This is a genomic window from Sphingomonas sp. NFR04, assembly GCF_900114095.1.
In the GTDB taxonomy this organism is placed as follows: domain Bacteria; phylum Pseudomonadota; class Alphaproteobacteria; order Sphingomonadales; family Sphingomonadaceae; genus Sphingomonas.
Window position 1 is genome coordinate 196,401 of the sequence record NZ_FORV01000002.1, and the last position, 23,349, is coordinate 219,749.

Below are 23,349 nucleotides of genomic sequence, written 5' to 3' on the forward strand. Positions count from 1 at the left end.
GATGCTTACCCCCGTTGAAGATGGCCCGGCGATCGTCGTGTGCAACACCTGCCGTTTCAGTGCCGACGCGCGAGAGGACGATCAAGGCCGCCGCGGCGGTGCCGTGCTCGCCGAGGCGCTGACCGAAGCGCGCGCGGCCGATCCGCGCTATGCGGACATTGCGATCCAGCAGATGCCGTGCCTGTTCGCTTGCAGCGAGCATTGCACGGTGCACCTGCGCGCGCCCGACAAGGTGGGCTACGTGCTGGGCCGATTTGCGCCCGATGCGGATGCCGCGCAGGCAATTCTCGAATACGCCGTCGCATATGCCGCCAGCGAACACGGCAAGGTGCCGTTCGCGCAGTGGCCGCAGGGCGTGAAGGGCCACTTCATCGTCCGCGTGCCGCCGGCGGGTCTGGTGGTCGAAAGCTGAGGTCTATCGCCGGCCGTGGATGAACTTCCACGGGTGGCTCAGTTTTCGGCGTGGCGCCGCAGGCCGTCACGGAACCAGATCAGGCCGGCGTCCAATGCGCGCGTGCGGTTGAACTGGATCATCTCGCGCATCTTGGGCAGCGGGAACGGCGGGGGCGCCATCGCAAGCGGCAGTTTGTCCATGAAGAGACGGGCGAGTCGGGCGTGCACCAACGCGATCCGCTGCGTGCCCGGCAGCAGCCAAGGCACCAATGTGAAGGACGTGACCGTGACCTCGATACGGCGCGTGTACCCGCGGGCGCGAACATGTTGTTCGACAAACGCAGGCTGATTGGAAAGCTCGACGACAACGTGGCCGGCCATTTGGTAGTCCGCTTCCGTGATGGGCCTGGCGAACAACGGATTTTCCGACCAGCCGAGAAGTACATGATCCTCCTCGAACAGCAGTTCCGCCGGATGTCCCTGCGCCTGGAACTGTTCGGGCGAAATGATGCAGTCGAGATCGCCGCGCTCCATCTCCCCAGTCACACCCGCATGCGGCGCAATGACCGAACAGCGGATGCCCGGAGAGCGGGTGGCCATCTCGGTCAGCAGCGGCTGTACGGCGATGGACGTGACATAATCAGAAGCGGCGATCCGGAAACTGCGACGGGACGTCTCCGGGTCGAACAAGGTCGAACCCGCCATCAGCGCCTGTGTCGTCGCGACGATTTCCGCCACTCGGGGGGCGAGTTCCAGCGCGTGCGGCGTCGGGATCATCTGCTTGCCTGTCGCCACGAGCAACGGGTCGTTGAACGACTCCCGTAGCCGCCGCAGCGCTGCGCTCATGGCCGGCTGGGTCAGATGCAGGCGCTCTGCTGCGCGGGTGACGCTACGCGCCTCCATCAGGGCGTGGAATGCGACCAGCAGATTGAGATCGAACCGATCGAGCCGCACCGCATAACTCCCGTGAATGAAGATCCATAAATCTTTGCGATTTTGATTAATATCAGAATGGGTGCACTTGTACATCCAGCGGACGACAAAGAGCCGCGTCGAGGAGATTGGATGTGAGACGGGCTTTGATGCTTGCCAGTTCGGCTGTGTGGCTTGCCGCTACAGGAACTGTCGCGCAGGCGCAGACGGATACCCCGCCGACAGCCCCTGATTCTGGTCAAGCAACGGCCGCAGCGAGTGAATCGGGGCTTCAGGAAATCATCGTTACCGCCCAGCGCAAGGCGGAGAACCTGCAGCGCGCCGGCATCCCGGTCGCGGTGGTCACCGGCGAGCAGCTGGTCAGCAAGGGCCTGACCAGCGCCAACGAACTCGGCAATTCGGTACCGTCGCTGAGCGCCCAGCCCCAGGGCGGCGCCAACACCGTGTTCTTCCTGCGCGGCGTCGGCAACTTCACCGTCAACGGCTATAGCGACCCGGCGGTCGCCTTCAATTATGACGGCGTCTATCTCGGCCGCGCCACCTCCACCTCGGGCATCTTCTACGATCTCGAGCGGGTGGAGGTGCTGAAGGGGCCGCAGGGCACGCTCTATGGCCGCAACGCCACGGCGGGCGCGATCAACGTGCTGCCGACGCGACCGAAGATCGGCGAGAATAGCGGCTTCGTCACCGCCAGCTACGGCAATTACAACGCATTCAACGTCCAGGGCGCGGTGAATATCGCGATGGGCGAGCATGGCGCGATGCGCATCGCCGGCAATGTCGTCAGTCGCGACGGCTACCAGAAGGACGGCACCAGCGACGAGAAGACCCAGGCGCTGCGCGTCCAGTTCCTGACCGAACTGACACCCGACCTCACCGTGCGCATCGGCGGCGACTATGCGCATAGCGGCGGCAAGGGGCCGGGCTCGACCTATGCGGGGCGGATCGTGTTCAACGGCACCGCCAACCAGTTCGTGCCCGCGGGCCTTAGCGAGGATAGCGGGCTGTTCTCGCCCGAGGCGCAGGCCTATCGCCAGACGCTGTTCAGCGGCCTCGCCGGCCGCACGCTGACGCCGCTCGACGTGCAGCCCTATCTGGACAACAACTATTACGGCGCCAATGCCGAGATCAGCCTGCGCACCGGCGCCGGCACGCTGACCGTGATCCCGGCCTGGCGATATTCGAAGCTCGACAACCGCTTCGCCGTGCCCGCCTTCTACGGCGACGTCGCGGAGACCGACGAGCAGAAGAGCCTGGAAATCCGCTTCGCGGGCAACCGCGTCGGCATCTTCGATTATATCCTCGGCGCCTATTATTTCGACGAGTCGGTCGCGGCGACCTATCTCTACGCCCAGCAGGCGCTGAACGCGTACCAGCAGTTCACCTCGGCCACCAAATCCTATGCCGGGTTTGGCCGGGTCACCGCCAATTTCACCGATCGGCTGCGGCTGATCGGCGGCCTGCGCTACACCAAGGACGACAAGGACTTCAACGGCCGCGCCGACGTGTTCCTCGTCCGCTGCACCGCCGTGGTGCAGGGCCGGCCGAGCTGCCCGAACGCGCCGCTGCTGCCGTCGACCGGCCGCTACCAGGACCTGACCTCGCTCGGTTATCCCAGCGTGCCGGACAACCAGGCACGCCCGATCGGCACCACCGGCGCGCTGCTGATCCACGCCGTCACCCCGGTCAACACGCCGCTGTCGAACGATCGCTTCACCTACCATCTCGGCGCCGAGTTCGACGTCGGCCCCCGCTCGCTGCTCTATGCCAATTACGAGACCGGCTATCGCTCGGGCGGCTTCGCGCTTTCCGCCGGGTACGAGACGTTCCAGCCCGAATATATCGACGCCTACACGATCGGCATGAAGAACCGGTTCTTCGACAACCGGCTGCAGCTGAACCTCGAGGCGTTCCTGTGGAAATACCGCAACCAGCAGGTCAACCACACCGGCATCGATCGGAACGGCAACCAGGGCCAGTTCACCGAGAATGTCGGCAAGTCGACCAACAAGGGTGTCGAGGTTGATGCGCAATTCCTCGCCACGCGCAACACACTGCTGAGCGTCAATGTCCAGTATCTCGACGCGAAATATGACGACTTCGTCTATCGCGAGCCGATCGGCGCGACCCCGCCGATCACCGGCTGCCCGTACCGCGCCAGCGCCACGGCCGGACTGTACGACATCGATTGCTCGGGCCGCACCGCCTATCAGTCGCCAAATTGGACGATGAACCTCGGCGCGCAGCAGACCGTGCCGCTGGGCGACTACAAGATCCTGCTCTCGGGCGACACGCAGTATCGCACCAGCCGCGTGGTCGGGTTCGAATATATGCCGAATCAGATCGTCGGCGCGACCTGGGTGAGCAATGCCCAGATCGCCTTCGGCTCGGCCGATGATCGCTGGTCGATCGCCGCCTTCGTCCGCAACATCGAGGACGAACGCTACCAGGCCAGCGCGCAGATCTACAGCGCCGGCTCGGCTGCACTCGCCGTTTATTCGCCGCCGCGCACCTATGGCGTGCGCGCGACGTCGAAGTTCTGAGGGTGCGCGCCATGCACCTTCTTCCGCGCCTGCTCGTCACCGGCCTGCTGCTCTCGGCGGCAGGTGCGGCGGGCGCGCAGACGCCGGCTCCCGCATCGAGTTGGATCACGCTGGGCACGATGGGCGGCCCGGTGCCGGAGCCGGGCCGGTCGCAGCCGGCCAATGCGCTGGTCCTCGGCCGCGACGTCTATCTGGTCGATGTCGGCGACGGGGCGGTGGAGCAACTCGCCAAGGTCAACCTTCAGGCGCTGCACGTGAAGGCGGTCTTCCTCAGCCACCTGCATTTCGATCATACCGGCGGCCTCGCCGCGCTGATCGGCCTGCGCTACCAGACCAACGCGCCCGGCCCGCTCCACGTCTACGGCCCGCCGGGCACCAAGGCGCTGGTCGACGGGCTGGTCGCCTCGATGCAGCCGGCCGCGGCGGCGGGCTATGGCCTGCCCGGCGCGCCGGTGATCGATCCGACGACGACGGTGGTCGTCACCGAGATGGCGGACGGCACGACGGAGAGGCTTGGCGGCTTCACCGTGCGCGCCGCCAAGAACAGCCATTACAGCTTCGCGCCGGGATCGGCCGAGGACCGCCACTATCAGTCGCTGGCGCTGCGGTTCGACCTGCCGGGCAGATCGATCGTCTATACCGGCGACACCGGGCCCAGCCCGGCAGTCGACGCGCTCGGCCGCGGCGCGGACCTACTGGTCAGCGAGATGATCGACGTGCCGGCCACCATGGCGGCGATCGCGCGGATCCAGCCGAACATGCCGGCGGCGCAGCGCAATGCGATGGCCGAGCATCTGACCCGCCATCACCTCACCCCCCAGCAGGTCGGCGAAATGGCCAAGGCGATGGGGGTGAAGCAGGTGGTGCTGACCCACCTCGTGATCGCCCGCGCGGACCAGGCGGCGATCGACGGGTCCATCGCCACCATCCACCAATCCTTCCCCGGGCCGGTGACCGCCGCCCAAGATCTGGAACGATTCTAAGCCATGCAGTCTCTCAAGATCCTCGTCATCGGCGGCGGCATCGGCGGGCTCACCGCCGCCATCGCGCTCCGGCACAAGGGCTTCGCCGTCGAGGTGATCGAACGCGATCCTAGCTGGTCGGTCTACGGTGTCGGCATCATCCAGCAGGCCAATGTGCTGCGCGCGATGAAGGCGCTGGGCCTGCTCGACGATTATCTGGGCGCCGGCGTCGGCTTCGACGCCGTCGAGATCTTCCGCCCCGACGGCGTGAAGGTCGCCCGCGTGCCCGCGCCAAGGCTGCTCGACGGCTATCCCGCCAATGTCGGCATCGGCCGCCGCGCGCTGCACAAGGTGCTCGGCGACCGCACGATCGCCGAGGGCGCCGAGGTGCGGCTGGGCATCACCGCGGAGACCATCGTCGACGACGGCGAGCAGGTCGCGGTCACCTTCTCCGACGGCAGCAGCGGCATCTACGACGTCGTGATCGGTGCCGACGGCGTCTATTCGCACACCCGCGAGACGCTGTTCCCGGATGCGGAGCGGCCCGCATTCACCGGCCAGGCGGTGTGGCGCTACAATTTCCCGCGCTTCGCCGATCTCGATGCGCTGCAGGTGTATAACGGCCCGACCGGCGTCGGCTTTGTGCCGATCAGCGAAGACCTGATGTACATGTACGTCACCACGCCCGAACCGGACAATCCGCGCTACCCACGCGAGGGACTGGCGGCGACGATGCGCGGCAAGCTCGCCACCTGCGCGCCGGCGATCCAGGCGCTCACCGAGCAGATCACCGACGACGACGCCGTGGTTTATCGCCCGCTGGAAGGCATGTTGATGGAGGGGCCATGGCATCGCGGCCGGGTCGTGCTGCTCGGCGACGCCGTCCACGCCACCACCCCGCATCTGGGCCAGGGCGCCGGCATGGCGATTGAGGACAGCCTCGTCCTAGCGGAGGAGCTCGCCCGCGCCGACACGGCGGAGGACGCCTTCACCGCCTATCGCGCCCGCCGCTTCGATCGCTGCGCTTACATCGTCCGTCAAAGCCTGGCGATCTGCCACGGCCAGCTCGGCAAGGGCCCGCCGGTCGATAACGCCAAGGCGACCGCCGAGATGTTCGCCGTCACCGCACAACCGATCTGATCCCCAGGAAAGCGTATCATGACCCGAGTCACCGAAATCCGCTATGTCGGCTATGCCGTCACCGACTTCGACGCCGAGAAGCAATTCTATCAGGAGGTCTGGGGCCTCGAGCCCGTGCCGAGCAACGACGGCATGGCGTGGTTCAAGGCCCAGGGGCATGACGAACACCATGTCGTCCGCCTCCGCCCGGCCGAGGAAAACCGCATCGACGTGATCGCGCTCGCCGCCGACAGCCGCGCCGATGTCGACGCGATCCGCGCCCGTGCCGAGGGCGCCGGCTGCAAGATCTTCCGCGAGCCTGCCGAACTGGCGACGCCCGGCGGCGGCTATGGCTTTCGCTTCTTCTCGCCCGACGGGCTGCTGTTCGAAGTCTCGAGCGACGTCGCGCGCGGCCAGCGCCGCGACATTGCCCGCTGGGACGGCGTGCCGGTGAAGATCAGCCACATCGTGCTGCACTCGCCGGACCACCAGGCGGCGGTGAAATTCTTCACCGAGGTGCTGGGCTTCAAGGTGAGCGACTGGCTCGGCGACTTCATGTGCTTCCTGCGCTGCAACTCGGCGCACCACCGCATCGCGCTGCTGCCCGGACCTGCCTGCCTCAACCATGTCGCCTATGACATGGAGGGGATCGACGGCATGATGCGCGGCGCGCACCGGCTGAAGCTCAACGGCATCAACATCGGCTGGGGCCCCGGCCGGCATACCGCCGGCAATAACACCTTCAGCTATTTCGTGACGCCCAGCGGCTTCGTAACCGAATACACCTCGGAGCTGGAGGAAGTGGATTTCGACGCGCACCAGCATCAGGTCTACACCCCCGCGCCGCTGATCATGGACCAGTGGGGGATCGGCACCGGCGGCCCGCAGACGCTGCCGCATCCCGCCCCCAATCCGGGGCTGTTCATGGCGGTGGAGGCCTGAGCCGTGGCGCTGTTCGAATATTTCCCCAACTATATCTGGAACCTGTCGGTCGCGATCGTGATGGAGAGCGGCGGCCAGATCGGCGAGCTGGTCGACATGTGCCAGCCGATCAAGGACGCGGCCGCCGCCGGTGCCGATGCCGGCACGCCGCAGTTCATGGCACAGTGGGTCGCGATGGCCGACAAGCTGATCGGCCTCGCCGACGAGGACGAGGCGAGGGGCCGCGCCTTCTCCGCCTCGAACAAGCTGGAGCGCGCCGCGCTCTATCTGTTCACCGGCGAGCGGATGCAGGGCCATGGCCATCCTGGCCGCAAGGAAACCTATGCCAAGGCGCGGGCGACCTTCGATCGCTCCACGGCACTTGGCCAGATCAACCGCGAGCGCGTGGAAATCCCGCTGGAGACCGGCACCATGCCGGCGCTCTACACCCGCGCGCCCGGCGACGGCCCGAAGCCGGTGGTGGTCTATTGCAACGGCCTCGATAGCTGCAAGGAGCTGCTCTACTGGTCGCGCCTGCCCGAGGCGCTGGCCCGGCGCGGCATCTCCACGCTCTGCGTCGACCAGCCAGGATCGGGCGAGGCGCTGCGGCTGCAGAACCTGCCGGTCGATCCGCATGCGGAGAACTGGGCATCCAAGGCCGTCGACTGGCTGGAGCGCCAGCCGGAGGTCGATCCGAAGCGGATCGGCATGACCGGCATCTCGCTGGGCGGCCATTTCGCCCCGCGGGCGGTCGCCTATGAGCCGCGCTTCGCGTCGGGCGCCTGCTGGGGCGCCAACCATAATTGGGCCGAGGTGCAGCAGAAGCGGCTCAACCGCGAGGGCGAGAACCCGGTGCCGCATTACTGGGCGCATGTGATGTGGGCGTTCGGCGCCAGCGACATGGACGATTTCTTCGCGCGTGCCGCCGACATGAACCTCAACGGCCATATGGGCGGCGTGAAGGTGCCGTTCCTCGTCACCCATGGCGCGCAGGACCGCCAGATCAGCGTCCAGTACGCGCATGACTGCTACGACCAGCTGGTCAACAGCCCGAAGCGCGAGCTGAAGATCTTCACCGCGCGCGAGGGCGGGGTCGAGCATGTCGGCGCCGACAACATGTCGTTCGGCCGCGACTATATCGCCGACTGGTTCGGCGAAACGCTGGGCGGACACACCGCATGAGCGCGGCAGCGGGAACGCAGGTCGCGTCCAGCCGGCACGCGATCCTGCTGATCCTCACCGCGATCATGCCCACCATGGGCATCGTCGTGCTGGTGCCGGTGTTGCCGATGCTGCTCCGCGAATTCGCCGCGGTGCCGCGATCGGCGGTGCTGGTGCCGGTGGCGCTCACCATCCCGGCGTTGTGCATCGCCCTGTTCTCGCCGGTGGCGGGGGCGATGTCCGACCGCTTCGGGCGCAAGCCGGTGCTACTGCTCGCGCTGCTGATCTACGGCGTGGTCGGGGCGCTGCCCTTTTTGCTCAAGGACCTGCCGGCGATCATCGCCGCGCGGGCGGTGCTGGGGCTGGCGGAAGCGGCGATCATGACCGTCTCCACCGCGATGCTCGGCGACTATTTCGAAGGCCCCCGGCGCGAGCGCTGGATCTCCGCCCAGATGGCCTCGGTAAGCCTCAGCGCCATCCTGCTGGTGGCGATCGGCGGGGCGCTGGGCGAGGCGCTGGGGTCGCGCGGGCCGTTCCTGCTCTATGTCGTCGCCCTGCCGATCGCGATCGCAGTAGCCGCGATGCTGTTCGAGCCGGTCCAGCGCGCCAGCCACGCGGCGCGCAAGGTGCGGCTGCCGCTCGGTACCATCCTGCCGGTGCTGCTGATCACCATTGCGGTGGGCGTGCTGTTCTACACCATCATCGTCCAGGTCGGGCCGATCATCGAGCGCAGCGGCGTCACCTCGCCGGCGCTGATCGGGCTGGCGGCGGCCGGCACCAATCTGGGCGTCGCGATCGGCAGCATCCTGTTCGGCCGGTTCAAGGCGCATGCCGGGCCGCGGCTGCTCGCTACCGGGCTGGCGCTGGTGGCGATCGGCTATGCCGGTGCCGCGCTGGTGCCCGGCTTCGGGCCGATCACCGCCTGTGCCGTGCTCGCCTGTGTCGGCAGCGGCATCCTGCTGCCCAACATGCTCGCCTGGGTGATGCGCCGCCTGCCCGCCGCCGCGCGCGGTTCGGGTACCGGCGCCTGGACGGGGGCCTTCTTCCTCGGCCAGTTCGCCGCGCCCCTGATCACCACGCTGCTGATCCCCGTCACCGGCGGCCTTTCCCAGACCCTGCTTCTCTATACCGGGCTCGCGCTGGCCGGGGCGATCGCCGCCCTGTTCGCCGGCAGCCGCGCGCCCGGCCCCCTCCCTGCCTGAAGGAACACCCCATGGAAAAGTCCGTTCGCCGCGTCGTCACCGGCCATGATGCCCAGGGCCGCGCGATCATCCAGGAAGACGGTGTCGTGCCGCGCGTCCAGCGCGTCGGCGGCGACATCGGCCCGATGTTCCACGAAGTGTGGAACACCCAGGCGACCCCGGCTCCGATCGACGCCGCTTCGGGCGAGCCCCCGGAACAGGGCATCGTCCTGGCGCCGCCGAAGAACGGCACCCGCATTCGCGTGCTCGACATACCGCCCGAGGGCGACGGCATCCGCAACATGACGCCGGAAGAAGCGCGCGCGCATTTCGCCGAAGTCGGCGCCGGCGATGCCTCGGCACACGGGGAGGGTTCGCGCCACGCACTGATGCACCGCACCGAGACGATCGACTATGGCATCGTCCTCGAAGGCGAGCTGGTGCTGATCATGGACGAGGGCGAGACCACCGTGCGTGCGGGGGACATCGTGATCCAGCGCGGCACCAACCATGGCTGGGCGAACCGCTCGGACAGAAACTGCCGCATCGCCTTCATCCTGATCGACGGCAGGTTCGACGAGCACCTGAAGCGCTGAGCATGCGGCTGACGATCACCGGCGCCGACGGTTTCGTCGGCCGGGCGGTACTCCGGCGGCTGCGCGAGGCGGGCAGGGGCGCCGAGTTGCTGCTGGTCGACCGCGCGTTCGCCGAACCAGGCCGGGAGCGGCGGCTGACCGGCGATCTCACCGAGCCTGCCATCCTTGCGGCAGCGACGCGCGACTGCGACGGCTTGCTGCACCTGGCGGCGCTGCCCGGCGGTGCTGCCGAGTGCGATCCGGCCGCCTCCCGTCGGGTCAACCTCGACGTGCCGCTGCGTCTGATCGAGGCGATGGCCGGGCGTCGCCTGGTGCTTGCCGGCTCCATCGCGGTGTTCGGCGCTGCCCCCGCGGGGCCGGTGGACGACAGCACGGTGCCGGCGCCGGACAGCGTCTACGGCACCCACAAGCACATGGTCGAACTCGCCTTTGCCGACGCCGTTCGGCGGGGCGCGATCGCCGGCGCGGTCCTGCGCTTGCCGGGCATCGTCGCACGACCTCCGGCCGCGAAGGGCTTCGGCTCCGCTTTCCTGAGCGAGGTGTTCCATGCGGCAGTGGCGGGGAAGGCCTATGCCGTCCCGGTTGCGCCCGAGGCGACGAGCTGGCTCTGCTCTGCCGGCGCCTGCGCGGCAAACCTCGCCCATGCCATCCTGGGCGGCGGCGCAGAACAGACACCGGTGACGCTGCCGGCGCTGCGCGTGCGGATGGGCGATCTCGTCAACGCGCTCGGAACCCGGCTGCCGTGCGCGGCGCTCACCCACGCCGAGGATCCGGTGCTGCGCCACGCCTTTGCCAGCTATCCGCCCCTCGTCACGCCGCGCGCTGCGGCGCTCGGCTTCACCGCCGAGCCCGATGTCGACGCGCTGATCGACGCGGTGCTCGCGGATCTTTCCCGGAACCGGACACAAGGATTTGCCTCATGCGCCTAGCCACCCGCGACAATGGTACCCCCGACGGCGAACTCATTCTCGTCGCCGCCGACGGCACGCGCTGCGTGCCTGCCGGATCCGAAGCCTCGAACCTGCTGTCGGCGTTGGAGCAGTGGAAGGCTGTACGCCCCGCGCTGGACGCGGTGGCGACACGCCTGGCGGAGGGTGAGGGGGAGCCGCTCGATCACGCCACGCTCCGCGCGCCGCTGCCGCGAACCTGGCAGTGGCTGGACGGCTCGGCCTTCCCGACCCATGGCGAACTGATGCAGCAGGCCTTCAACCTGCCGCCGATCGAGACCGACAAGCCGCTGATGTACCAGGGAATGAGCCACCAGTTCCTCGGCCCCGGCGAGGATGCCCCGTTCCCCTCCGCTGCCGACGGCATCGATTTCGAAGGCGAATTCGGCGTGGTCACCGGCGCAGTGCCGATGGGTTGTCCGGCCGAGAACGCGCTGGCGCATGTCCTGCTGGTCGTGCTGATCAACGACTGGTCGCTGCGCACCATCGCGCCGTTCGAGATGAAGACCGGCTTCGGCTGGGTGCAGGCCAAGCCCGCGTGCAGCCTCGCGCCGTTCGCGGTCACGCCGGACGAACTGGGCGACGCCTGGCGGGACGGCCGCGTCTGCCTGCCGCTGACGGTGACGGTGAACGGCACCTGGTTCGGCAATCCCGATGGCAGCGCCATGGCCTATGGTTTTCACGAACTGATCGCGCATGCCGCCCGCACCCGGAGCCTGCCCGCGGGCACGATCATCGGCTCTGGAACCGTCTCCAACGCCGATCATGCCAGGGTCGGTTCGACCTGCATCTCCGAGCGTCGCGCCATCGAGAAGATCGCGCACGGCGCGTTCCGCACGGGCTTCCTTCAGGAAGGGGACCAGGTCGCGATGCAGGTGGGGGAGGACGGCGCCTATTTCGGCCGGATCGAGCAGCGCGTGCGGCTGACGGCCGGCTAAATCTCCGGCCAGTGGCGGCGGAGCCAGTCGCCGATCACCTGCGCAACCGCCTCCGGCCGCTCCACCGGCAGCATGTGCCCGGCATCGGCAAGCACGTGCAGTTCGCCCTGCGGCGCGATGTCTCGCATGGCCTCGTGTTGCGCCGGGGGCGACCAGCGATCCTGTTCGGCGGCGAGCAGCAGCAGCGGCGCCTTGTAGCCACGGAGCGGCGCCTCCGCATCGGGGCGGGCCAGGAGGGCGGCGATCTGCCCCTCATAGCTTTCGCGTGCGTTGGCGGCGACCATCGCGCGCAGGCCGGGCATCAGCTGCGCCACACGATTACCCGGTGCGCCCATCATCGGCGGCAGCCAAGCATCGGCCAAGGCTTCCATGCCATCGCTTCGCGCACGATCGACCAGCTCCTGGCGCCGTGCCGCCTCCTCCGGCGCGGGCGGATGGATGCCGGTGTTGGCAAGGCCCAGCCCGACGACGCGAGGACCGCTCTGCCGCACGAGCTCGAGCGCGACACGGCCGCCCATCGAGTGACCGATTACCACCAGCGGGCCGGGCACCTGCGCAAGGACCGCCGCGGCCATCGCCTCTATCGTCCGAAAGCCGGCAAAGGCGATGATGCGTGCGTCGAGCTCGGGCGACAATGCCAGGCGAACGGGCGCCCACATGCGTTCGTCGCACAAAAGTCCGCACAACAATACCAGCGTTGGCCGAATCATCTTGGCCTTCCCAACCTGTTGCTCCTTGCGGCCCGCGCGCGTGGCGCAGCGCGGGGCCGTATCCCTTCGAACTACTTGGCTTTCCGCGATCGCTCCACCGGAATCGCAACAGATGCGCGACTTTGCAGAGAGGCTTTCGGCGTTCTTCACGATTTCCGCCGGCATCGAGGCTGGACACGATCCTCGACCGGAGGAAGGATGATCTTCAGGAGCGCGTCGATCCTGCGGGTCTCCCGATCTGCGCTGCCACCGGTTCGGCGACAAGGGCAGGGGGCTGGCGATGATTGCGGTCGAAATTCGAAGCTTCACGTGCGCAAGGGTGCGGTAGATGGCGTCCCGCAGCGCTGACCGTGGTGCTCGTCGAAAAGCTGGAGGGGTCCTCTACAAACACAAGAATGATAATCTATATTATGTAAAGCCATGGCTGTATCCCGAGAGTCGTTCGCGCCGCGAGTTACACTTTCCCCTTTGGCGCCTTGGGCTCCAGTACCAGCACATTCCCTTCGACGCGCCAGCTGTGCAGCCGTGACAGGAAGTTCATGCCGAGCACGTCGAGTTCACCGAAACTCTGCGACACGACGACGCCCAGGTCGTGCATCTTGAGCGGCCCGAGCGACACCTCTGCGATCCGCGCCCGGCGCGCCGCCACGCTGCCGTTGGCGGTCTCGATGATCGCCGGCAGTCCGTCGGACGTCTGGACTTCGGCTTCGCGCGCGGTCCGCTCGGAAATCGCCGTGATTGTGGCGCCGCTGTCGATCAGCATGCGGCGCTCGGCGCCGTTGAGCGTCACCCGCGCCCAGAAATGGCCGTCGGGGCTCATCCGGATCCGCACGGTATCGCCCTCGACGCGCTGGTCCTCAAGGCCGAGCTTGGCGCTGAGCGACGACCACGCCGCCGCCAGTTCGTAGCGATGGCCGACGGCGAACAGGACCAGCAGCACGATCGCCGCCCAGCCGAGCAGCGTCCGCAGGAACAGCCCGAAGCCGATCCGCCGCACCGATAGCGCGCTGACCACCAGCACCAGCGCGCCGATCAGCCAGACCATGTTCACGCCGTCGAATCCGTTCACGCATGCAGCTCCAGCCCGTCATAGCCCGGCTCGACACCGGCGGGCAGTTCGGCGGCGAGCGTGGCATAGTCCATGCTGTGGTCCATGTGGACCAGCGCTGAACGCGTTGGACGCAGTTCCTCGATCCAGCCCAGCACTTCGTCCAGATGCGGATGCGTCGGGTGCGGCGCGCGGCGGAGCGCGTCGACTACCCACACGTCCAGGCCGGTATAGAGCTGCCGCATCTCCGCAGTCATCTCATGGAAATCAGTAGCATGGCCAATGGCCTTGCCACCGCTTTCGAAGCGCAGCCCGGCCGAGGTGATCCCGCCATGCGGCTGGTCGAAGACGCGGACCGTGATGTCGCCGATCGTGAAGCTGTCCGGCATCGTCTCCAGCTCGACGACCGGCGGGTAGAACTTTCCCCTACCCTCAAATACATAGTGGAACTTGCTATGTAATTGTTCGAAGGTGAAGGGCCGCGCGAGGCCGCGTACCGGCGTGCCGCTGCGCGCGTGCATGACCTGGCGCAGGTCGTCGATGCCGTGGCAATGATCGGCATGGTCATGGGTCCACAGCACCGCGTCGATGTCAGAAACCCCGGCCGCGATCAGCTGCTCGCGCATGTCCGGGCTGGTGTCGATCAGCAGCGTCGTGGCGGCGCTGCGGACGAGGACCGAGGAGCGCGTGCGGCGGTTGCGCGGCTCGTTCGGATCGCAGGCTCCCCAATCGGGACCGATGCGGGGCACGCCCGAGGACGTACCCGAGCCGAGGATGCGGATGCTCAGCGCCAAGGGCAGGTCCCCTGCCCGATCACGCCAGCGTCTTGGCGAAGAGCGTGTGGAAATTGGCGCGGGTCGCGTCCGCCAGCATCTCGGGATCCTCGCCGCGGAGCTGCGCGAGGAACTTGCACGTGTCCGCCACGAAGGCGGGCTCGCCGGTCTTGCCCCGATGCGGTACCGGCGCGAGGAAGGGCGCGTCGGTTTCGATGAGCAGTCGCTCCAGCGGCAGCGCGGCGGCGGTTTCCTGCAGGTCCTTGGCGTTCTTGAACGTCACGATACCGGAAATGGATATGTAGAAGCCGAGTTCCAACGCGATCTCCCCAAAGGCGCGGCTGGCGGTGAAGCAATGGATCACGCCGGGGAAGCCCCCCTTCCCAATTTCCTCGCGGAGGATTTCGGCGGTGTCCGCCTCGGCATCGCGGGTATGGACGATGATCGGCAGCTGGGTTTCGCGCGAGGCCGCGAGGTGGGCGCGGAAGCTTGCCCGCTGGCGGTCGCGGTCGCTGTGGTCGTAATAATAGTCGAGCCCGCTCTCGCCGATGCCGACCACGCGCGGGTGCTGCGCGCGTTCGACCAGCTTGGCGGTGTCGACATGGGGGTGGGTGTCCGCCTCGTGCGGGTGGATGCCCACGCTCGCCCACACGTCTGCCTCGCGCTCGGCGACGGCGATCACCTGGTCCCACTCATTCTCGCGCGTCGAGATGTTGAGCATCGCCACCACGCCGGCGTCGCGGGCGCGCGCCAGAACCTCGGGCTGCTGTTCGCCCAGGCCCTTGTAGATCAGGTGGCAATGACTGTCGGCGAGCTTCATGCGTCCTCGGAAGTCTTCAGTTCAAGTCGCGGAAAGATAGGGGTTGGCGGTGCGATCTTGAAGTCCGCATCGCCTTCGGGCCCGAGCTGCGCGAGCAGCTTCGCCGCTGAGGTCGGCACCACCGGCTCGATCGTCACGCCGAGGCGACGGATCGCCTTGAGCAGCGTGCCAAGCACTGCGTGCATGCGCTCGGGATCGGTCTTGCGGAGCGTCCAAGGCGCCTGCGCGTCGATATACTGGTTGCAGGCGAACACGCCGGTCATCCAGGCCTCGACGCCCTGGCTGAGCGCCAGATCCTGGAAGGCGCGGGTGAAGGCGGCGCAGGCGGTGTCGACCTCGGTCAGCAGCACTGCGTCGGCGTCGTCGGCGCGACCGGCCTGGACAGCGCCCTCGCAATTCTTGGCGATGAAGCTCAGCGTGCGCTGGGCCAGATTGCCGAAGCTGTTCGACAGATCGGCGTTGGCGCGGGTGACGATCGCCTCGTCGCTGAACGTGCCGTCCTGGCCGAAGCTGACGTCGCGCATCAGGAAATAGCGCAGCGCGTCGACGCCATAGGTCTCCGCCAGCTCCATCGGATCGACGACATTGCCGACCGACTTCGACATCTTCTCGCCGCGGTTGAGCAGGAAGCCGTGGCCGAACACCTGCTTGGGTAGCGCGATGTCCGCCGACATCAGGAAGGCCGGCCAGTACACCGTGTGGAAGCGGACGATGTCCTTGCCGATAAGGTGCAGATCGGCCGGCCAGTAGCGCGCCAGCCGCGCGGCATCGTCGGGATACCCGGCGCCGGTCAGATAGTTGGTCAGCGCGTCGACCCAGACGTACATCACATGGCCCGGCGAGCCCGGCACCGGCACGCCCCAGTCGAAGCTGGTGCGGCTGACCGAGAGGTCGACCAGCCCGCCCTCGACGAAGCGCAGCACTTCGTTGCGGCGCGATTCCGGACGGATGAAGTCGGGGTTGGCGGCGTAGAAGTCGAGCAAGGGCTGCTGGTATTTGGACAGGCGGAAGAACCAGGTTTCCTCCTTGGTCCACTCCACCGGCGTGCCCTGGGGCGAGAGCTTCTGGCCCCCTTCCCCGTCGACCAGTTCCTTCTCCTCGTAAAAGGCCTCGTCGCGAACCGAATACCAGCCTTCGTAGCGATCGAGATACAGGTCGCCCTTGGCCCCCATCTTCTCCCAGATCGCCTGGCTGGCGCGATAGTGATCGGCTTCCGAGGTGCGGATGAAACGATCGCACGAAATATCGAGTTTATCCGCCATAACGCGGAAATAGCTCGACATTTCGTCGGCAAGCTCGCGTGCGGTCATGTCGCGGGCGCGGGCGGTCTGCACCATCTTGAGGCCATGCTCGTCGGTGCCGGTCTGGAAGAACACGTCGCGACCCTGCTGGCGCTGGAAGCGCGCGATCGCGTCGGCGGCGATCATCTCATAGGCATGGCCGATATGCGGCTTGCCGTTGGGGTAGTGGATCGCGGTGGTGATGTAGAAGGGGTCAGCCATGCCCGCCGCTTTAGGATGCGGCGCAGCAACGGGCAACCTGTACCCTTAGCGGCGGGAAAGCCGCGCGAGGATGCCGCTCATCTCGAACACGGTGGCGGTGGCGTCGAGCGACAGACCCAGCGCCGCGCCCGCGAGCTCGCGTGCGGCGGCATAGGCGTCGAGCGCCGTCCGCAGCGCCTCGCCCTCCAGCCGCTTGGCACGGGCGGCGATGAAGCTCGGCGTGCGTTCCAGGAACGCCTCGTAGCGCGGTTGCGCGGCCTTTGCGCCGAGCTGGCGGCCGAGGCGGGTGCGCAGCGCATTGTCCGGATCGCCATAGTCCGCGAGCTGCGCCATGTCTGCCTCCAGCGCCGACAGATCCAGCCCTGCAAAGCGCATCGCCCGGCCCGGGGAGCCCTCGGCCGCCTCGACCAGCGCAGCGATCTCGAGCTCACTCGCCTCGGGGATCTGGCGGCGGAGCACCGTGGTCGTCTCGGCGTCGCTCAGCGGCTCGAAGCGGAGCAGCCGGCAGCGCGAGCGGATCGTCGGCAGCAAGCGGCCGGGCGCATGGCTCACCAGCAGGAAGATCGTCCCCGCCGGCGGCTCCTCAAGATTCTTGAGCAGCGCGTTGGCGCCGCCGCGCTCGAGATCGTCGATCGCGTCGATGATCACCACCCGGCGCGGGCTCAGCGACGGCTTGGTCGCGAACAGCGGCTGGAGGCTGCGCACCTGCGCGATGGTGATGGAGCGCGCGAGCGCCTCGTCGGGCTTGTCCGCATCCTTGGGTAGCCGGGCGAGGATCTTCAGATCCGGGTGGCTGCCCGCGGCGATCAGGCTCGCGGTGCGGGTGCTTTCCGGCACATCCCAGCCCGGCATCAGCCGGTCGGGCTCGGCGGCCTCTGCCAGCATGCGCGCGGCGGCGATGCGGGCAAAGCCCCCCTTCCCTACGCCCTCCGGCCCGGCGAGCAGCCAGGCATGGTGCAACGCGCCGCTCGCCATGGCGGCGGCGAGCGCGTCGCGGGCTTGGCTGTTGCCGATCAGGGCGTCGGCCAAGGCGATCAGGCCAGGTGGAGCAGCGACATCAGCCCCGCCCAGGCGCGGCCGAAAAAGCCTGCCTGGCCGACATCCTCGGCAGCGACCAGCGGCAACACCTGCTGCGGCATGCCTTCGCCTTCGATGATCAGGTCGGCGATATGGTCGCCCTTCTTGAAGCCCGCCTTCACCGGCCCCTGATAGACGATCTTGCCGGCCAGCTTGGGGCTGAGACCCGAGGGCAGCGTGATGTTGAGGTCGCGCGGTGCCACGACCGAAACCTTGTTGGCGGTGCCGCCCTGCACGTCGACGGTGCCGACGGTGCGGTCCTTCTTGACCACCGGCTTGGTGCTCCAGGCTGCGAAGCCCCAGCGCATGAAGCGCACGGACTCGTCGGCGCGGCCGCTATAGGTGTCGAGCCCCGCCAGCACCATCACCAGTCGGCGGCCATTCTGCTCCGCGGAACCGGTGAAGCCATAGCCGGCTTCCTCGGTATGGCCGGTCTTGAGACCGTCGGCGCCCGGCACCTTGCCGAGCAGCGGATCGCGATTGCCCTGCTCGATCGCGGCGCCGGCGCCCAGGGTCTTGCCCCAGGTGAAGCTCGGCAGCGAGTAGAAGGACTTGTAGAGGTCTGGGAAGTCGCGGATCGTCGCGGCGGCGAGATGCGCCAGGTCGCGCGCGGTCACATAGGTGCGGCCTTCGTCGGGCCAGCCGTTCGACGTGCCGAAATGGCTGTTGCTGAGGCCGATCTTCTTGGCCCGATCGTTCATCAGGTTGACGAAGCCCTCCTCGGTGCCGGCAATGCCCTCTGCCAGCACGACGCAGGCGTCGTTGCCCGAGAGCGTCACGATGCCCTTGAGCAGGTCCGCCACGGTCGGCTGCTCGCCGACGCCGAGGAACATGGTCGAGCCCTGCGAGTGCCACTTCTTCCAGGTCTCGGGACGGACCTCGATCTTCTGGTCGAGCTTGAGCTCGCCCTTCTTGATCAGGTCGAACGCGACATAGACCGTCATCATCTTCGCCATCGAGGCCGGCGGCATGCGGCGATCGGCATCCTTGGCGAACAGGATCGCGCCCGAGGACATGTCCTCCATGTACGCGATCGGTGCGGGCGTCGGGAAATCCGGGCCGGCGGCCTGCAGCGGAGCGGCGATGGCGAGCGCCAGGAACGAGGCGGCGGCGAGCTTCTTCATGATGATCGGTCCAGAACGCGTAAAGGTTACCCCTATCGGACCGAGGTGCGGCGCGCATCTCCGAAACCGGCCCGAACGGCCTCTGCCCGCGCCCGCTCCGCCGCCGCCTCCGTCGCGAAGGGGCCGAGCTGGACACGATAGAGCCCGCCCCCTGCCTTTACGAAGCCCCGTAGCTTTTGGGCAAGCGCCTGCGCGCGTTCGGGCGAAGAAAGTGCGGCCACCTGCACCAGATAGCGGCCCTGGGCCGGCTTCGCGGCGGGGTCCTTGGGGGTCGGCCGCGGTTTCGCCGGTGGTGCCGCGCGCTCGACAGGATGCGGGATCATGTCGGCGATCGGATCCGGCTGTGGCGGAGGCGGCGGTGGCTCGCCAGTGTCGGCCTGCGGCGGAAGCTGCAGCCTCAGGGCGCGCAGCAATGCGGGCGGCGAATCGATGCGGGGCTGCGCGGCACCGGCACTGCGGAGCGCAGCCTGGTCCTCCGCCGACGGACGGACCGCACGGATGCGCACCGCCACCAGCCGATCGACGGGAATGCCGAGCTGGCGGGCGGCCCCTTCGGAAATCGCAGCGATCGCGCCCGGAACCTCCAACGTCTCGGCGATGCGGACAAGGATTGTGCGACCGCTGTCGAGTGCGGTCACCTCGGCATAGCTTTCGGCCGGCTGGTTCGGGCTCACCGCCAGGGCGGCGGCGCCGAGCGGCTGCACCGCGGCATAGCCCACCGCGTCGTAGCGCCCGTCGCCCGGCTGGAGCTGGGACGTGCCGTGCGGCCCGCGCGCAGTCTCGGTCGGGTCAAGGTCCTGGGCGTGCGCGCTCGCGGCGGCAAGCAGCGCAAGGGCAAGCGTGATCGGTCTAGCGTTCCACTGCATCGGCAAGCAGGCCTACCGACAAAGCGTAAAAATTCGAGCAATTGTAATCCAGGATCACGCGGTAATTGCCGGTGAGCAGATAGGCGGTGGCGCCCTGCCCGTCGGGCTCGAGCAGCGTCGCCAGCACGTCATCGCCCGGCCAGGCGCGCGCCTGCGGCACCACGCCCAGCGCCCGCCACTCGGCCATCGTCTTCCACTGGCTCTGCCGGCCATGGACGCGCGGGCAGCGCGGGCTGGTGGTGCGGTTGGCGATCAGGCGACGGTCGAGCGATGCGGGCACCGACACCGCGAATCCCCAGGGCACCCCTGCCCGCCAGCCGGCATTGACGAAGTAATTGCCGATCGAGGCAAGCGTATCGGCATCGCTGTTCCAGATGTCCGCCACCCCGTCGCCGTCGCCGTCCCGGGCGAGGCGCAGATAGACGCTGGGGAGGAATTGCGGCCCGCCGAACGCACCCGCCCAGCTGCCGACCAGCTTGTCGCGGGGTACGCCGCGGTCGATCATCTTGAGCGTCGCGATGAACTCGTCGGCAAACAACGCGCGGCGACGTCCTTCATAGGCGAGGCTGGCGAGCGCGCGCGGCAGGTCGAACCCGCCCATCACCTGGCCGTAGCTGGTCTCGTGCCCCCAGATCGCGACCATGATCGATTCGGGCACCCCGGTCTCGCGCTCGATCGCCGAGAGCCGCCCGCGTGCGCGCAGATAGGCAGCGCGGCCGCGGCTGATGCGATCGGCATCGACGTGGCGGGCGCGGTAGGGCGCGAAGGCGGGCACCGGCGCGTTTGGGCTGCTCTCCGGCTGCTGGCGATCGAGCTCCACGACGCGGGCATTGTAGGTGAGCGTCGGGATCACTGCATCGATCGCCCGGCGGCTCACGCCGGCGGCAGCGGCCTGCGCGGCGAGGGTCTGGAGGTAGCTTTGAAAGCCTGCCTCATCCTGCGCCAGCGCGGGGCGGATCGGCACGGCAAGGGCGAGGGCAAGGCCGGCAATTCCGGCGAGATACGAGCGAATACGCGACATGGCCCGGCTGTTGCACAGCCGCGCGCGCACAGAAACCCCGCGCGTCCCTTCGATACGACGAAAACGGCGCCCGGCGGCGACCAAAAGAAAAACACCGGCCGCGGGGGCGCGACCGGTGTCCTTCGATCCAGCGCACCCGGGAGGGGTGCGGCAGGCGTGGTTCAGGCGAACGCGACGCGTGCGGTGTTGCGGCGACGCACCGCACCGCCGACGAACGCGAAGCCGCCGATCATCATCGCCCAGCTGGCGGGCTCGGGAACCGGGGCGAAGGTCGCCTGGGCGCCGTAGGAGCCGTTGCCGCGCGACAGGCCCTTGATCACGATGGTGTTTTCCTTGCCGGCGACGATCGGCACGTCGTTGGCGAACACTGCCTCGTTCAGGCCGCCATAGGTGCCGGTCAGCGCGATGCCGTTGAAGGTGACCGAGAACAGGTCGAGGTCGTTGGCTGCCTTGAGCTTCACCGCGCTGGTGGTGATCGAGGCGCTGCCCGTCAGATAGGCCGGCAGGGTGAAGGTGTAGATGTGCTCGAACTCGCCCTTGACGATGCCCGACTTGCCGAAGTTGGCCGAGTAGGTGCCGTCGACGCCCGGAGCGATGCTCATGTTCGCGCCGGTATAGTGAGTGGTGACGACCGTGGCGGCCTGCGCCGAGCCCGAGAAGGAGACGACGGCGGCGATCGCGCCGAGTGCCGGGAGAAGCTTGTTGATCATGAACCCTCTGTTTTCGCTGGAGTCGAAACGATTGCTGTAAGCCCCTTCCGAACTAGCCATTGGCGTGCCGGCTTCAACAATGCGTTGGTCCCGAACGGGGACCGCGTCCCGGTCCGGAACAGCGAAACGGCGTGCGTTTACGATCTTTATCGCTTGGCGGTCCGCGACTCGAATGTGACAGGTCCGTGAACGCCATGTTGCGCCGAGGTGGATTGATCCGAAGACCAACTCGGACTAGGCGCTGGCCCACCCGGAGAGATGGCCGAGTGGTTTAAGGCAGCGGTCTTGAAAACCGCCGTGGGTGCAAGCTCACCGTGGGTTCGAATCCCACTCTCTCCGCCACCCACGGTTTGCGCGGCCAGCGCGCGCCCATGGCCTCAGGCGGGTTCGACCACGGGCAGCCGCGCCAGCGCGGCGCCGTCGAGCGGGGTCAGCAGCGCATTGTCCCTCACCCGCACATCGGCCCAGGGCAATCGCCGCAGGGTCTCGCCGACGCCGCCCACGCCCCCCTCGCGAATGACGAGGTGGGACAGGCCGCCGCCGGCGCACGCCAGCATGGCATCCACCGCATAGGCAAGCACCTGGCCGTCGCGGCCCTTCACCGGCATGCCGTCGAGGCCGGAGGCGGCGAACAGGTTTTCACCCGGGCTTTGCCGGCTGATTTCCTGCTCGACATCGGCGGCGTCGCTGAAGCGAGCGCGGCGTCCGAGCCAGCGCCAGATGCCGAACAGGTCGACCATGCCAAGGAAGATGTTGCTCCACAGCAATTGCGTCTGGTTGGTGGCGAGGCCGACGACGATCCAGGCTCCTGCGCCGATCGTGAACACGACGAACCCCCAGCCGGTGACGCGCGCCCCGAGATTGGATGCGGTCATCAGGGCGGCAATGCACGTGGCGGCGAGGGCCAGCCAACCGGCGATGTCTGCCATCGATCGTCCTTCGCTCCAGGTTTCCGCCGCCGACGGCGGGGGTGTCCCGGCCGGCGCGTCGCTCTCAACGAGGCGGTGGGGCGAAGGCTCCGCGCGGCCGAACACGAAAGAGCGGGCTCCACAGGGCTGCTTTACATCGACAATACAGCTGCTAGCTTCGCGAGGATTACTGCGATGGGGGAGTATCGGATGCTGCAGATCGAAAAGCTCACGCATGTGTACGGCAACGGCACCCGGGCGCTGGACGGCGTGACGCTGGCGATCCCGCCCGGCATGTTCGGGCTGCTCGGCCCGAACGGCGCCGGCAAGTCGACGCTGATGCGCACCATCGCCACGCTGCAGACCCCGACCTCCGGCAGCATCCACTTCGGCGACCTCGACGTGATCGCCACGCCCGAGCTGCTCCGCCGGACGCTCGGCTATCTCCCCCAGGATTTCGGCGTCTACCCGCGCGTCTCGGCCTATGACATGCTCGACCATATGGCGGTGCTGAAGGGCATTGCAGGGCGCGCCGAGCGCAAGGAGACGGTCGAGGCGCTGCTCCACCAGGTCAATCTCTGGGCGGTCCGCAAGAAGGCGCTGGCCGGCTTCTCCGGCGGCATGCGCCAGCGCTTCGGCATCGCCCAGGCGCTGATCGGCAATCCCCAGCTGATCATCGTCGACGAGCCGACCGCCGGCCTCGATCCCGAGGAGCGCAACCGCTTCCTCAACCTGCTCGCCGAGATCGGCGACAATGTCGTGGTGATCCTCTCCACCCATATCGTCGAGGACGTGGCGGACCTGTGCCCGCGCATGGCGGTGCTGGCCGGCGGCCGGGTGCTGCTCGAAGGCGCCCCGCTCGCGCTGATCGAGGAAACGCGCGGCCGGGTGTGGCAGAAGACGATCGCGCGCGACGAACTGGAGGCGCACCGCGAGCGCTATCGGGTGATCTCCACCCGGCTGTTCGCCGGGCGCACCATCATCCATGTCGTCGCCGACGGCGCGCCGGGCGAGGGCTTCACGCCGGTCCAGGGCGGCCTCGAAGACGTGTATTTCTCGACGCTCGACGCCTCGCGTCGCGCGGCCTGAGGGAGAT

Annotated in this window: 23 protein-coding genes and 1 tRNA gene; 12 read left to right on the forward strand and 12 right to left on the reverse strand. The window is 67.9% G+C overall.

Going from position 1 to position 23,349, the window contains the following annotated elements; all coding sequences use genetic code 11:
- Position 1 precedes the first annotated feature (1 nt).
- Complete coding sequence (locus BM009_RS07080; RefSeq protein ID WP_093295020.1) at positions 2-412, forward strand: DUF1636 domain-containing protein; 411 nt, start codon at positions 2-4, stop codon at positions 410-412.
- A gap of 38 nt (positions 413-450) precedes the next feature.
- Here the strand turns inward: BM009_RS07080 and BM009_RS07085 are convergent, their stop codons facing one another.
- Positions 451-1,347 carry a LysR family transcriptional regulator gene (locus tag BM009_RS07085; protein WP_093295021.1) on the reverse strand — a complete coding sequence of 299 codons (897 nt, stop codon included), beginning with the start codon at positions 1,345-1,347 and terminating at the stop codon, positions 451-453.
- Positions 1,348-1,460: 113 nt separating this feature from the next.
- Here BM009_RS07085 and BM009_RS07090 point away from each other — a divergent pair, with 113 nt between their 5' ends.
- The 9 genes from BM009_RS07090 to BM009_RS07130 are packed head-to-tail and all read left to right on the forward strand — an operon-like array spanning position 1,461 to position 11,694.
- Positions 1,461-3,869: a TonB-dependent receptor gene (locus tag BM009_RS07090; protein WP_254772184.1), complete on the forward strand. Its 2,409-nt coding sequence runs from the start codon at positions 1,461-1,463 to the stop codon at positions 3,867-3,869.
- 11 nt (positions 3,870-3,880) lie between these two features.
- A complete protein-coding gene (locus BM009_RS07095; RefSeq protein ID WP_093295024.1) occupies positions 3,881-4,852 on the forward strand; it encodes an MBL fold metallo-hydrolase in 972 nt (323 codons plus the stop codon).
- A 3-nt stretch (positions 4,853-4,855) separates the two neighbouring features.
- On the forward strand, positions 4,856-5,971 hold the full coding sequence (locus BM009_RS07100; protein ID WP_093295026.1) for an FAD-dependent oxidoreductase: 1,116 nt from the start codon (positions 4,856-4,858) through the stop codon (positions 5,969-5,971).
- A gap of 18 nt (positions 5,972-5,989) precedes the next feature.
- The gene (locus tag BM009_RS07105) at positions 5,990-6,892 is read left to right on the forward strand and encodes a VOC family protein (protein ID WP_093295027.1); all 903 of its coding nucleotides are present in this window, start codon (positions 5,990-5,992) and stop codon (positions 6,890-6,892) included.
- A gap of 3 nt (positions 6,893-6,895) precedes the next feature.
- Positions 6,896-8,053: an alpha/beta hydrolase family protein gene (locus tag BM009_RS07110; protein WP_093295029.1), complete on the forward strand. Its 1,158-nt coding sequence runs from the start codon at positions 6,896-6,898 to the stop codon at positions 8,051-8,053.
- Positions 8,050-9,234: an MFS transporter gene (locus tag BM009_RS07115; RefSeq protein WP_093295030.1), complete on the forward strand. Its 1,185-nt coding sequence runs from the start codon at positions 8,050-8,052 to the stop codon at positions 9,232-9,234. The genes BM009_RS07110 and BM009_RS07115 overlap by 4 nt, the downstream gene beginning before the upstream one ends.
- A gap of 11 nt (positions 9,235-9,245) precedes the next feature.
- Positions 9,246-9,809 (forward strand): cupin domain-containing protein, encoded by a 564-nt coding sequence (locus tag BM009_RS07120; RefSeq protein ID WP_093295032.1) that lies wholly within the window; start codon positions 9,246-9,248, stop codon positions 9,807-9,809.
- A 2-nt stretch (positions 9,810-9,811) separates the two neighbouring features.
- Entirely contained in the window at positions 9,812-10,738 is a 927-nt protein-coding gene (locus tag BM009_RS07125) for an NAD-dependent epimerase/dehydratase family protein (protein ID WP_093295033.1), read from the forward strand.
- Positions 10,729-11,694 carry a fumarylacetoacetate hydrolase family protein gene (locus BM009_RS07130; protein ID WP_093295035.1) on the forward strand — a complete coding sequence of 322 codons (966 nt, stop codon included), beginning with the start codon at positions 10,729-10,731 and terminating at the stop codon, positions 11,692-11,694. The genes BM009_RS07125 and BM009_RS07130 overlap by 10 nt, the downstream gene beginning before the upstream one ends.
- Here the strand turns inward: BM009_RS07130 and BM009_RS07135 are convergent.
- The 10 genes from BM009_RS07135 to BM009_RS07180 all read right to left on the reverse strand — a co-directional run bounded on the left by BM009_RS07135 (position 11,691) and on the right by BM009_RS07180 (position 21,345).
- Entirely contained in the window at positions 11,691-12,404 is a 714-nt protein-coding gene (locus BM009_RS07135) for an alpha/beta fold hydrolase (RefSeq protein ID WP_093295036.1), read from the reverse strand. The genes BM009_RS07130 and BM009_RS07135 overlap by 4 nt on opposite strands.
- Positions 12,405-12,858: 454 nt before the next feature.
- The gene (locus BM009_RS07140; protein ID WP_093295038.1) at positions 12,859-13,473 is read right to left on the reverse strand and encodes a retropepsin-like aspartic protease family protein; all 615 of its coding nucleotides are present in this window, start codon (positions 13,471-13,473) and stop codon (positions 12,859-12,861) included.
- Positions 13,470-14,240 (reverse strand): MBL fold metallo-hydrolase, encoded by a 771-nt coding sequence (locus tag BM009_RS07145; RefSeq protein WP_093295787.1) that lies wholly within the window; start codon positions 14,238-14,240, stop codon positions 13,470-13,472. Before BM009_RS07145 ends, BM009_RS07140 begins: the two co-directional genes overlap by 4 nt.
- A gap of 25 nt (positions 14,241-14,265) precedes the next feature.
- The gene (locus BM009_RS07150; RefSeq protein WP_093295039.1) at positions 14,266-15,045 is read right to left on the reverse strand and encodes a TatD family hydrolase; all 780 of its coding nucleotides are present in this window, start codon (positions 15,043-15,045) and stop codon (positions 14,266-14,268) included.
- Positions 15,042-16,547 carry a methionine--tRNA ligase gene (gene metG / locus BM009_RS07155; RefSeq protein WP_093295041.1) on the reverse strand — a complete coding sequence of 502 codons (1,506 nt, stop codon included), beginning with the start codon at positions 16,545-16,547 and terminating at the stop codon, positions 15,042-15,044. The genes BM009_RS07150 and metG overlap by 4 nt, the downstream gene beginning before the upstream one ends.
- Before the next feature lie 45 nt (positions 16,548-16,592).
- A complete protein-coding gene (locus BM009_RS07160) occupies positions 16,593-17,576 on the reverse strand; it encodes an AAA family ATPase (RefSeq protein ID WP_093295042.1) in 984 nt (327 codons plus the stop codon).
- A gap of 5 nt (positions 17,577-17,581) precedes the next feature.
- Entirely contained in the window at positions 17,582-18,748 is a 1,167-nt protein-coding gene (locus tag BM009_RS07165; protein WP_093295044.1) for a D-alanyl-D-alanine carboxypeptidase family protein, read from the reverse strand.
- Between the two features lie 32 nt (positions 18,749-18,780).
- The gene (locus BM009_RS23125) at positions 18,781-19,614 is read right to left on the reverse strand and encodes an SPOR domain-containing protein (protein ID WP_093295045.1); all 834 of its coding nucleotides are present in this window, start codon (positions 19,612-19,614) and stop codon (positions 18,781-18,783) included.
- On the reverse strand, positions 19,598-20,635 hold the full coding sequence (locus BM009_RS07175; protein WP_093295047.1) for a lytic murein transglycosylase: 1,038 nt from the start codon (positions 20,633-20,635) through the stop codon (positions 19,598-19,600). Before BM009_RS07175 ends, BM009_RS23125 begins: the two co-directional genes overlap by 17 nt.
- Before the next feature lie 161 nt (positions 20,636-20,796).
- Positions 20,797-21,345, reverse strand: coding sequence for an FxDxF family PEP-CTERM protein (locus tag BM009_RS07180; protein WP_093295048.1), 549 nt, complete (start codon positions 21,343-21,345; stop codon positions 20,797-20,799).
- Between the two features lie 252 nt (positions 21,346-21,597).
- Between BM009_RS07180 and BM009_RS07185 the strand changes: the two genes are divergently transcribed.
- Positions 21,598-21,687, forward strand: a tRNA-Ser gene (locus tag BM009_RS07185).
- Between the two features lie 35 nt (positions 21,688-21,722).
- Here BM009_RS07185 and BM009_RS07190 read toward each other — a convergent pair.
- Entirely contained in the window at positions 21,723-22,274 is a 552-nt protein-coding gene (locus BM009_RS07190) for a PRC-barrel domain-containing protein (RefSeq protein WP_093295050.1), read from the reverse strand.
- A gap of 189 nt (positions 22,275-22,463) precedes the next feature.
- Between BM009_RS07190 and BM009_RS07195 the strand changes: the two genes are divergently transcribed.
- Positions 22,464-23,342 (forward strand): ABC transporter ATP-binding protein, encoded by an 879-nt coding sequence (locus tag BM009_RS07195; protein WP_093295051.1) that lies wholly within the window; start codon positions 22,464-22,466, stop codon positions 23,340-23,342.
- Positions 23,343-23,349: the final 7 nt, after the last annotated feature.

Bases quoted from the DNA above. Each gene is read 5' to 3' on its own strand.
- BM009_RS07105 (WP_093295027.1), top strand. From the start codon at position 5,990: ATGACCCGAGTCACCGAAATCCGCTATGTCGGCTATGCCGTCACCGAC.
- BM009_RS07095 (WP_093295024.1), top strand. From the start codon at position 3,881: ATGCACCTTCTTCCGCGCCTGCTCGTCACCGGCCTGCTGCTCTCGGCG.
- BM009_RS07080 (WP_093295020.1), top strand. From the start codon at position 2: ATGCTTACCCCCGTTGAAGATGGCCCGGCGATCGTCGTGTGCAACACC.
- BM009_RS07165 (WP_093295044.1), bottom strand. From the start codon at position 18,748: ATGAAGAAGCTCGCCGCCGCCTCGTTCCTGGCGCTCGCCATCGCCGCT.
- BM009_RS07190 (WP_093295050.1), bottom strand. From the start codon at position 22,274: ATGGCAGACATCGCCGGTTGGCTGGCCCTCGCCGCCACGTGCATTGCC.
- metG (WP_093295041.1), bottom strand. From the start codon at position 16,547: ATGGCTGACCCCTTCTACATCACCACCGCGATCCACTACCCCAACGGC.
- BM009_RS07100 (WP_093295026.1), top strand. From the start codon at position 4,856: ATGCAGTCTCTCAAGATCCTCGTCATCGGCGGCGGCATCGGCGGGCTC.
- BM009_RS07130 (WP_093295035.1), top strand. From the start codon at position 10,729: ATGCGCCTAGCCACCCGCGACAATGGTACCCCCGACGGCGAACTCATT.
- BM009_RS07125 (WP_093295033.1), top strand. From the start codon at position 9,812: ATGCGGCTGACGATCACCGGCGCCGACGGTTTCGTCGGCCGGGCGGTA.
- BM009_RS07115 (WP_093295030.1), top strand. From the start codon at position 8,050: ATGAGCGCGGCAGCGGGAACGCAGGTCGCGTCCAGCCGGCACGCGATC.
- BM009_RS07135 (WP_093295036.1), bottom strand. From the start codon at position 12,404: ATGATTCGGCCAACGCTGGTATTGTTGTGCGGACTTTTGTGCGACGAA.
- BM009_RS07120 (WP_093295032.1), top strand. From the start codon at position 9,246: ATGGAAAAGTCCGTTCGCCGCGTCGTCACCGGCCATGATGCCCAGGGC.
- BM009_RS23125 (WP_093295045.1), bottom strand. From the start codon at position 19,614: ATGCAGTGGAACGCTAGACCGATCACGCTTGCCCTTGCGCTGCTTGCC.
- BM009_RS07150 (WP_093295039.1), bottom strand. From the start codon at position 15,045: ATGAAGCTCGCCGACAGTCATTGCCACCTGATCTACAAGGGCCTGGGC.
- BM009_RS07195 (WP_093295051.1), top strand. From the start codon at position 22,464: ATGCTGCAGATCGAAAAGCTCACGCATGTGTACGGCAACGGCACCCGG.
- BM009_RS07180 (WP_093295048.1), bottom strand. From the start codon at position 21,345: ATGATCAACAAGCTTCTCCCGGCACTCGGCGCGATCGCCGCCGTCGTC.
- BM009_RS07175 (WP_093295047.1), bottom strand. From the start codon at position 20,635: ATGTCGCGTATTCGCTCGTATCTCGCCGGAATTGCCGGCCTTGCCCTC.